This is a genomic window from Pseudomonas nitroreducens, assembly GCF_014204515.1.
GTDB lineage: Bacteria > Pseudomonadota > Gammaproteobacteria > Pseudomonadales > Pseudomonadaceae > Pseudomonas > Pseudomonas nitritireducens_A.
This window is the reverse complement of sequence record NZ_JACHLI010000065.1, coordinates 1-9,196: the sequence shown is the minus strand read 5'-3', so window position 1 is coordinate 9,196 and position 9,196 is coordinate 1. Positions and strand designations below refer to the sequence as shown.

At 58.3% G+C, this 9,196-nt stretch carries 8 protein-coding genes; all 8 read right to left on the bottom strand.

The features are described from left to right. Positions 1–235: 235 nt before the first annotated feature. Positions 236–712 (bottom strand): RidA family protein, encoded by a 477-nt coding sequence (locus HNP46_RS35305; protein ID WP_260403356.1) that lies wholly within the window; start codon positions 710–712, stop codon positions 236–238. 38 nt (positions 713–750) lie between these two features. Continuing rightward, entirely contained in the window at positions 751–2,151 is a 1,401-nt protein-coding gene (locus HNP46_RS35300; RefSeq protein ID WP_184598879.1) for an efflux transporter outer membrane subunit, read from the bottom strand. Further along, positions 2,148–5,330 carry an efflux RND transporter permease subunit gene (locus HNP46_RS35295; RefSeq protein ID WP_184598877.1) on the bottom strand — a complete coding sequence of 1,061 codons (3,183 nt, stop codon included), beginning with the start codon at positions 5,328–5,330 and terminating at the stop codon, positions 2,148–2,150. Before HNP46_RS35295 ends, HNP46_RS35300 begins: the two co-directional genes overlap by 4 nt. 16 nt (positions 5,331–5,346) lie before the next feature. Then, positions 5,347–6,588: an efflux RND transporter periplasmic adaptor subunit gene (locus HNP46_RS35290; RefSeq protein ID WP_221455235.1), complete on the bottom strand. Its 1,242-nt coding sequence runs from the start codon at positions 6,586–6,588 to the stop codon at positions 5,347–5,349. Between the two features lie 56 nt (positions 6,589–6,644). Further along, complete coding sequence (locus HNP46_RS35285) at positions 6,645–7,316, bottom strand: hypothetical protein (protein WP_184598875.1); 672 nt, start codon at positions 7,314–7,316, stop codon at positions 6,645–6,647. Next, a complete protein-coding gene (locus tag HNP46_RS35280; protein ID WP_184598873.1) occupies positions 7,313–7,879 on the bottom strand; it encodes a DUF2165 family protein in 567 nt (188 codons plus the stop codon). Before HNP46_RS35280 ends, HNP46_RS35285 begins: the two co-directional genes overlap by 4 nt. A gap of 11 nt (positions 7,880–7,890) precedes the next feature. Then, positions 7,891–8,577, bottom strand: coding sequence for an HAD family hydrolase (locus HNP46_RS35275; protein WP_184598871.1), 687 nt, complete (start codon positions 8,575–8,577; stop codon positions 7,891–7,893). Between the two features lie 83 nt (positions 8,578–8,660). Beyond that, the gene (locus HNP46_RS35270; RefSeq protein ID WP_260403357.1) at positions 8,661–9,101 is read right to left on the bottom strand and encodes an AfsA-related hotdog domain-containing protein; all 441 of its coding nucleotides are present in this window, start codon (positions 9,099–9,101) and stop codon (positions 8,661–8,663) included. Positions 9,102–9,196 lie beyond the last annotated feature (95 nt).

The window sequence follows — 9,196 nt, the reverse complement described above, 5'->3', positions numbered from 1 at the left end:
GCATGAGAGCCTTGAGATCGTGTCCACGATAATTAGATGGACACGATCTCTTAATTGGGCGAGACCGAACCAGACGGGATCCCCGGACGCTTACATTTCGGCGACGCAAACAGGCAGCAAAATTAGCGTGAGTCCCTGTACTCAGATGCAGGGAGCAGACCACGGGGACGATCGGAAGTCGATAGCGGAATGACCAGAGGGTGCCCTGGATACAGGGCGCCCTCTACGTCGATCTTTACCCTGCTGTTGCGAACACCGCTTCGATTTCGATGTTGACCTCTGGAGAGAACAGCCCGGCCACTTTTAACAGTGAGCTGGCAGGGTAGGCGCCATCGTAGTGCTTTGTCAGAACATCACGTAGTCCTCCAATCTCGTCCATGGACGTAACGAATACAGTCACCTTGATGAGATCACGCATACCAATCCCCTCGGCTTGAGTGACACGCTTCATCTGCTCGAAGATTGCCTCGGTTTGTTGCACCATGCTTTTGCCCTGAGCAGGTGTGCCAAATGCGGTCATGCCGGACAGATACAGTGTGTTGTTGTGGCGAACCGATAGCGAGTAAGGGCCAGCTGGTTCAGGTAGCGTTGGATAGTTTGTTCTCTTTAACACTATGGTTCCTCCATGATGGGGATCGGGGGTGTCTACCGCTGACGCCGGCAAATGGACGGCAGCACCTGCCAGCAGGCAAACAATCGCTAGTTTCTTCAATTGGCTATCTCCTGAATGGGTAACAAGAAGAATCGGCATCAACTCGGTTGCCAACCGCCACCTAGGGCGCGATAGATCGCAACAACGCCGCGGTACAGCCTCACTTCGGCTTCAGCTTGAGCATCTTCAGCGGCAAGCTGCTCGCGCTCAGCATCCAGTAGTACGAGAAAATCAACGACACCTTCCCGGTACTGAATGGCCGCTTGTTGCGCTGCTGCACGACTGGCATTGCTGCGGCGCATCAAGGCACTCAGGCGATCCTGGTGATTGCCGTAATCGCTGAAGGCATTGGCTGTTTCTTCCAGAGCGAGCAGCACCTGCCGCTCATACTGCGCCAGGGCTTCATCGGAGCGGGCTTCAGCCATCCGCAAGCGCGCACGCACGCTGCCCAGGTCGAAGGCGCTCCAGGTGATGTTTGGGGCAACACTCCAGGCTCGTGCTGCGGCAGATCCGATTTGTGAGCCGCGCCCCGCGGTGAATCCCAGAAAGCCAGTCAGGCTGACCTTGGGGAACAGATCGGCGGTGGCCACGCCTATCTCGGCGGTGCTCGCCGCGAGCAGCCGCTCGGCGGCGCGAATGTCCGGCCTTCGCCGCAGTAACTCGCTGGGCTCTCCGATGGGCAGCGCCGTAGAAATCGCGGGCAAGTCGCGAGGCGACAGCGCATCTGTCAGATCTCCAGGGGAGCGCCCGAGCAGGACGGCTATGCGATGTTTGGCGCGCTCAGCCTGCGCCTGGAACGATGGAATACTGGCTTGCGTGTTAGCCAGTCGAGCTTCGGCACGAAGTACGTCCAGTTCTTCGCCCACGCCGGCGCTACGGCGTTGTTCCGTCAGACGCAACGAATTGCGTTGGTTCTCCAGGTTGGAATGGGCAATGCGTTCGCGCAATTGGGCGCCTCGCAATGCTCCATAGGCATCCACCAATTCGGCGATCACGCTGACCTGAAGCTGCTGGAGATCGGCCTCGGCGGCCTCACTGCGGGCATCGCTGGCCTCCAACTGATGATGAATGCGCCCGAACAGGTCCAGCTCCCAGCTTGCGTCCAATCCCAGATCGTAACGCTTACTGTCGATGCGTTCCTTGGATAGGCCTGGTTGCTGCCCTTTGCCAATATCTGCGCTGGCTCGGCTGGTGACCGTGGGGAAGCGAACAAGGTCGATGTCGTCGCGCAAGGCGCGGGCGGCTTGCCAGCGAGAAAAGGCCATGCGCAGATCCCGGTTGCCCGTCAGTGACTGAGCAACGAGCCGATCCAGTGCCGGGTCTTCGAACTGTTGCCACCAGAGTCGCTCGAAGCAAGCACGATCGAAGCGTTGCTTCGGCGATGGGACGTTCAGTGCGATAGATGCTTGTGTAGGCTGCTGATACTGGGGGCCGACTGCGCATCCTTGTAATGCCAGCATCAGCGCGGCAGCACACAGATTGCTCCTGAGCGTATTCATGGCCGCCCCTCCGTGGCAGTGACCGATCCAACGAGATTACCTGCGCGATAGCGCTCCGCCAGCCGCTGCATCAATACGTAAAAGACGGGGGTCAGCAAGAGCCCAAAGATGGTCACCCCGATCATTCCTGAAAACACCGCGATACCCATTGCCCGGCGCATTTCGGCACCGGCGCCGGTGGAGAGTGCCAGGGGCACTACGCCCATGATGAATGCAATGGAGGTCATCAGGATCGGGCGTAGACGCAGTCGACAGGCCTCCAGCACCGCGCTGATAAAGCTCAGGCCCTGTACCTGTTTCTCCCTGGCGAACTCGACGAGCAGGATGGCGTTCTTGCACGCCAGACCGACCAGAACGATCAAGCTGATCTGGGTAAAAATGTTGTTGTCGCCGCCGCTGAGCAATACACCGCCGATAGCCGATAGCAGTGTCATCGGGACTATCAGTATCACCACCAGGGGCAGGCTCCAGCTCTCGTACTGCGCAGCCAGTACCAGGAAGGCGAGCAACACACACAGGGGAAACACGAACAGCGCGGTGTTTCCCGCGAGAATCTGCTGGTAGGTAAGCTCTGTCCATTCGTAGGTCATGCCGTTGGGCAGTTCTTCCTGCAGCAATCTCTCCATGGCGGCTTGCGCCTGCCCTGAGCTGTAGCCGGGGGCAGGGCCGCCGTTGATCTCGGCGGACAGAAATCCGTTGTAGTGCATGACCCGATCCGGCCCTGCCGACTCACGCACCTGCACAAACGATGAGAGCGGAATCAGGTCTCCTTGCCTGCTGCGCACCCGCAATTGGCCAATCTGCTCGGGAGCGGAACGGTACTGCTGTTCCGCCTGAACATTGACGTGATAAGTGCGGCCGAAGCGGTTGAAGTCGTTGGCGTACATCGACCCTAGATAGACTTGTAGGGTGTCGAATATGTCGTTGATTGCCACGCCGTGAGCCTTTGCCTTGTCTCGATCTATATCTGCCTCGAACTGCGGAACATTGACCTGATAACCGGAGAAGACGCCACTGAGTTCAGGCAACTCCCTTGCCTTGTCCACCACGGTCTGAATTTGTCGGTACAGTTCCTCGTGCCCCAGATTGCCACGGTCCTCGATCTGAACGCGGAAGCCACCGATGGTACCCAGGCTTTCCACAGGTGGTGGAGGAACGACCATCACGAAAGCTTCCTGGATTTTCTCGTACTGCGCGGTTAGCGCCTGAGCAATGGCGACGTCGGACAGGGATGCATCCTTGCGCTCGTCGAATGACTTGAGGGGGATGAACATCAGTCCGGCGCTGGAACTATTGACGAAGCCATTGATGGACAGGCCGCTGAAGCTCACGGTATTGGCCACACCCGGTTGTTGCAGGGCCAGTTCGGACATTTTCAGAATGACCGCCTCGGTACGGTCCAGGCTTGAGCCCTCAGGCAGCTGTGCAAAGGCAACCAAGTATTGCTTGTCTTGCTGAGGGATGAAGCCAGTCGGGGTCTTCTCCAGTCCCAGATAAGCCAAGCCGATGAGCGCGGAGTACAGCAGCAATACCACAAACCCCGAGCGCAGCAGGCGTGTGGTGATGCCGGCGTAGCCGTTGCTTGCGCGCTGGAACAGGCGATTGAACGGACGGAACAGCCAGCCTCCAAAAACGCGTTCGATCAATACTGAAAGACGGTCCTTCGGCGCATCGTGTTCTTTCAGCAGCATGGCGGCCAAGGCTGGCGACAAGGTGAGCGAATTGAAGGCGGAAATCACGGTGGAAATTGCGATTGTCAGCGAGAACTGCCTATAAAATTGACCCGTTAGGCCGGAGATGAAAGCCGTCGGTACAAATACTGCACAAAGCACCAGTGCGGTAGCGATGATCGGACCGCTAACCTCCTTCATTGCTTGACGTGTAGCCTCCACCGGCGACTTGCCCAGAGCGATGTTACGCTCGACGTTCTCCACGACGACGATGGCGTCATCGACCACAATGCCGATGGCCAGCACCAGGCCGAACAGCGAAAGTGCGTTGATGGAAAAGCCCAGGAGCTGCATGACCGCGAAGGTGCCAATAAGCGAGACGGGAACTGCAGCGAGCGGGATGATTGACGCTCGCCAAGTCTGCAGAAACAAGATGACCACCAGAACGACCAGTGCCACCGCCTCGAAGAGGGTGAACACCACGGCTGAGATGGAGTTGCGGACGAAGATCGTTGGGTCGTAGCCGATAGCGTGTGCTATGCCGGGAGGGAAGTCCTGGGCGAGCGTGTCCATCCGCTGGCGAATCCGGTCGGACAATTCGAGGGTATTGGCATCGGCGTCCTGGAAAATCTGCAAGGCTGCCGAGGGACGGCCGTCCAGATGGGCGCGCAGTGCATACTGGCTAGAGCCGAGTTCGATGCGGGCAATATCGCTCAGGCGCACAATCTCGCCGTGCTCGCTGGCGTTCACAACGATGTGTTCAAATTCGTCCTCATCGACCAATCGGCCCCGTGCGTTGATCAGCAACTGAAAGGCGCTGTTGCTGGCGCTCGGTGGGGTGCCGAGAGAGCCGACCGCCACTTCCCGGTTTTGCTCGCGGATGGCCTGGATCACATCGGTGACCGCCAGGTTATAGGAGGCAACCTTGTCCGGATCGAGCCAGACCCGCAGGGCATAGTCGCCCATGCCCAGCAGACGGATGTCGCTCACGCCCTTGAGCTTGTAGAGCTCGTCGATGACATGAATCTTCATGTAGTTAGCGAGATAGATTGGGTCGTATTGCCCGTTTGGTGAGTGCAGGTGCACCACCTGGGCCAGCGCCGGGGAGGTCTTGTCCACAGTGACACCAAGTCGCTGGACATCTGGGGGGAGCTGGGATTGCGCGCGATTGACACGGCTTTGTACTTGCACCAGCGCATCGTTGAGATTTGTCCCCAATGCGAAGGTCAGGGTCAGGCTCATCAAACCATCCGAGGTGGACTGGGAGGACATGTAGAGCATGTTCTCCACGCCCGTGATCGCCTGCTCTAGCGGCGAGGCTACTGTCTTGCTCAGTACATCGGGGTTTGCCCCGGGGAACTGCGCGCGCACCACGATGGTAGGGGGTACCACTTCCGGGTACTCACTGACTGGTAGCTGAAACAGCGAAACGGCACCACCAATCACCAGGAGCAGGGACAGCACGACGGCGAAAATAGGCCGGCGGATGAAGAACTGCGAGAAATTCATGGCCTTATCCTCCGTCTCAGCCGCGCGGCGCGGAAGATACCGACGGGGAGTCGTTGGCCGCGTTGGTGAGCGACCCCTCGGCGTTGTTCGAGATTTGCCCGGCCAAGCGCGCCAAGACATCGTTGCCCACCATGGCCACTTGCTGTGGAGAAACCTTGGTGCCGGGACGAGTGCGCTGTAGGCCATTGACGACGATGTGATCTCCAGCCTGTAAACCTGTCCGGATTACGCGCAGGCCTTCGATCCTGGGGCCTAGCTTGACGGCACGGTAATTCACCACACCGTCCTCACCCAGAATGAGCACGAAGCGATTACCCAGATCAGTACCGATCGCTTCATCGCGGACCAGCGTGGCGGCGTAGGCATCTCCTGCGGGCAATTGCAGACGTACGTAGAGCCCCGGCGTGAGTTCCCACTGTGTGTTGTCGATGACGGCGCGTGCCCGTAGGGTGCCGGTACGAGGATTGACCTGGTTATCGAGGAAATCCAGGTATCCCTCGTAGTTCGGGTGCTCATCCGTGCTTAACGCAAGACGCACAGGCACACGGGTTCGCTCAGTGCTCGTTCGCTTGCGCATCTGCTGCGCAAGCTTCAGATAGGTCGCTTCATCGATGTCGAAATATGCATAAAGCTGCCGCGTGCCGACCAGGGTGGTTAGCAAAGTGGCTCCGGCATTCACCAGGTTTCCAGCGGTTACCTCGGCGCGACTGATAGCACCATCGATGGGAGCGGTTACTCGGGTGAAGCTCAGGTTCAGCCGAGCGGCATCCAGTTGAGCCTGGATCGCCGCGACGGCTGAAAGGGCTTCTTGATGCGCTGTCTTGCGTGCATCGGCGAGCTCATCGGAGATCGCATTGCTTGCCCGTAACCGCTCACCACGTTGTGCCTCTCTCGCGGCCCGTGCTCGATTGGCACGCGCCTGCTCAAGCTGTGCCCCAAGTCGATTGACCTCGGCCTGGAACGGTCTTGGGTCGATCTGGAACAACAGGTCTCCCTTCTTGACCAGCGCTCCATCACGGAACAGAACGCTGTCGATATGGCCGGACACGCGTGGACGCAACTCGACGGATTCAGGAGCTTCCAAGCGGCCGGTGAAATCGTCACGGTCGTTGATGGACTGGACGAGCACCTGCGCGACACTGACCACTGGGGGAGGTTGCGCTGAGACAGTGTTTTTCTCGGATTGGCCGCAGGCGGCCAGCATGCCGACCGCAATGAAACTCATTGTGTACTTGAAGGCGGAAGTAGAGGTGTACATGATTGGCTCCTGGAGTCTTGTGTGTTGTCTTCTTGCCGGTAGGCTTCGGATCGGATTCAGAGCGGCGTTGAAGTGCTCTTGGCTCGTTGTTCGGCGAGCCAACTGTCATGAAGCCATTTCTCTGTCTTGCGCTTGCCGGGAAAGGTGATCCACACAATGTCGCGTTCGAACACCATGGGTTTTTCGTCGCTGCCGACGATGATCCAGAACCAACGTCCATCCGCCAGGTTGCGTGCCTTTACCTTCATGCCTGTCACGGTCACAAGCTCTTCGCGTCCATCGCGAATAATTGTCAGCGGTTCGTCATGCGGCTCAATCCAACTGATCTTCATGCGCTCCAGCAGGTCGGGAGCATGCTTTTGCAAGAACACCCTGGCGATCTGTTCAGAGAGTTCGCGTGACGGGAGAGGTTTTCCCACCAGATCAAGCGATATGTTGGCAAAGCCCTTGAGCTTGCCGGTATTGGAAACGACCGTACTGAAATGCTCGCCACTCAGTTCGGCATTGCGTTTGTCACTGCGGATGTATCGGGTGAGCACCGCGCCTTCGTTATCAACGACTACCGCACGCTGTTCGGCTTGCACATGCGTGGTAGGAATGGCAATACCGGCAATGGCTGCTTGCGTCACGGGGATGGGCTCCTTGGGATTATCGACATTGGCACTGGCGGTGGCCGCCGCCAGGGTGGTGGCGAGAGCAATGAGCCGAGTGCAGTGGTTCTTTTTCATGGCAGATTCCTTTCCGAAGGGGATTGATCTGATGGGGCTGGGGTTACCGGCACAGGCGCCTGCTGTGGCCCTGGCTCGCCTTGTACGAAGAGCAGGGCACCGAGACCGATCAACACCAAGGTCATGTGCACGGACTGCATTGCTCCCTGCTTCATCCAATAGCCAAACCACAGCCCACCGCAGAGGAAACAGAACCACAGCAGTAAAAAGCAGGTCAGAGCGACAACTGCTCGGTTGCGCGCCACGCTGAGCGCGGCGTGGCTGCTTTGACGCCATGCCTGCAAGTAGCTCCATGCCGCAAGCCAAAGCAGTAGCGAGACGGCGATCTGGACACCGGCAACCCCATACAGCACCTGGTCTGCCCAGTGCGTAGACCAGGCTCGCCAGCGCAGTGCCGCGCCAAGCAGTTCCTCTTCTTCCAATAGGGACATAGAAAGAGTGTTGCCAATATGGAAACGGTTAGTTCCTGGGTCGCTCATGTTGTTGAGGACCGCGATGCTCAGCCAGAGGGCAAGGCTTGCAACAACCGCCAGGCGGCTGAAGGCAAATATGCGAAATGACATCGTGCGCTTCCTCAGTAGACAGGGATGGTGGGTTGCAGGACTGGCCAACCCGCTTGCTCGGCGTGTCTGACCAGGGCTGGATCGCGTGCTACTACAGTGGGGTGGCCAACGCTTTCCAGCAGAGGCAAGTCTGAGAGGTGGTCGCCGTATCCGTGGCACTCGGACGCTGCCACTTTCAGCTCTGCCATCAGCCGTTGAGCTGCCTCCCGCTTGCCGATTCCGATGGTCTGCGGTGGTATTAGTTGCCCGGTGAAGCGGCCGTGCCGAATTTCCAACTGGTTTGCCAGTACGTGATTAACGCCAAGCTCGCGTGATAGGGGAGTCAGGAACTCAATGGCCGAGCCGGAGACGAAGGCAACCACATCGCCTTCACGTTGGTGCGCCTTGAGCGCATGCAAACTCGCTGGGATGAAAAAGCCAGGACGTAACCTTTCCTGCGCGTACCAAGCCTCGGCCGCTTCTGCGACTTGCCACGGAAGGTGATCGCGGAACACCTCATAGAACAGTGTATTAATGGCCGAGCGATCACGACCTTGCCGGAGATGGTCGTCGATCTGTTGGGCGGCTGCGGTCTCCGCCTGCGCGCCGCGCTCCTCTCCCAATAACTGGCGAAAATAGAACGCGCGGAAACTGAACATGCTTTTCAGGTCAATGAGCGTTTCATCGACATCAAAGAAAGCAACTTTTCGAACTGTCATAGCAGTCACTCGTATGGGCCGCTTTGTACACAGGCACAAAGCGGCCCGATTAATTGAATAGCGGAAATAGGTTCGGTCATTACTTACGCTTCACTGTGCGGGATCATGTTCAATCTGCGGCGCAGTGTGTTGACGTGTGTGGATACGGCGCGTGATGCCAGCTTGGCCTCGCGCTTACCGAGCTTTTCAGCATCCATGACAGTGAACTTGACAGTCACGCCGGTTACCGGTTGTTCGCCCTGCCAGACTTCCATTTCCGCGTGTATGTCGACGCGATCTGGACGTGGTCGTTGTTTGTCCAGAACGCGATAGCGAATCTGAGCCGGCAACGGAAAGGCGAATGCCGTGTAGCGCACATTCATTTCGTTCAGGACGAAATAGCGCTTGGGTGACTCGTAGTCATCGAGATGGAATTGCTCGGTCACCGCCAGGAACATCTGGCGACACGCTTCGAGAAGGACCATGCCCTGGACGTGCTGACCGGTGAGGTGGTCAAGCATCAACTCACTCTGCGCATGGAGCAGGAGTGGTCTGCTCCCCGCATCTGAGTACAGGGACTCACGCTAATTTTGCTGCCTGTTTGCGCCGCCGAAATTCCCTTGGGGATCGGTAGTTCAAG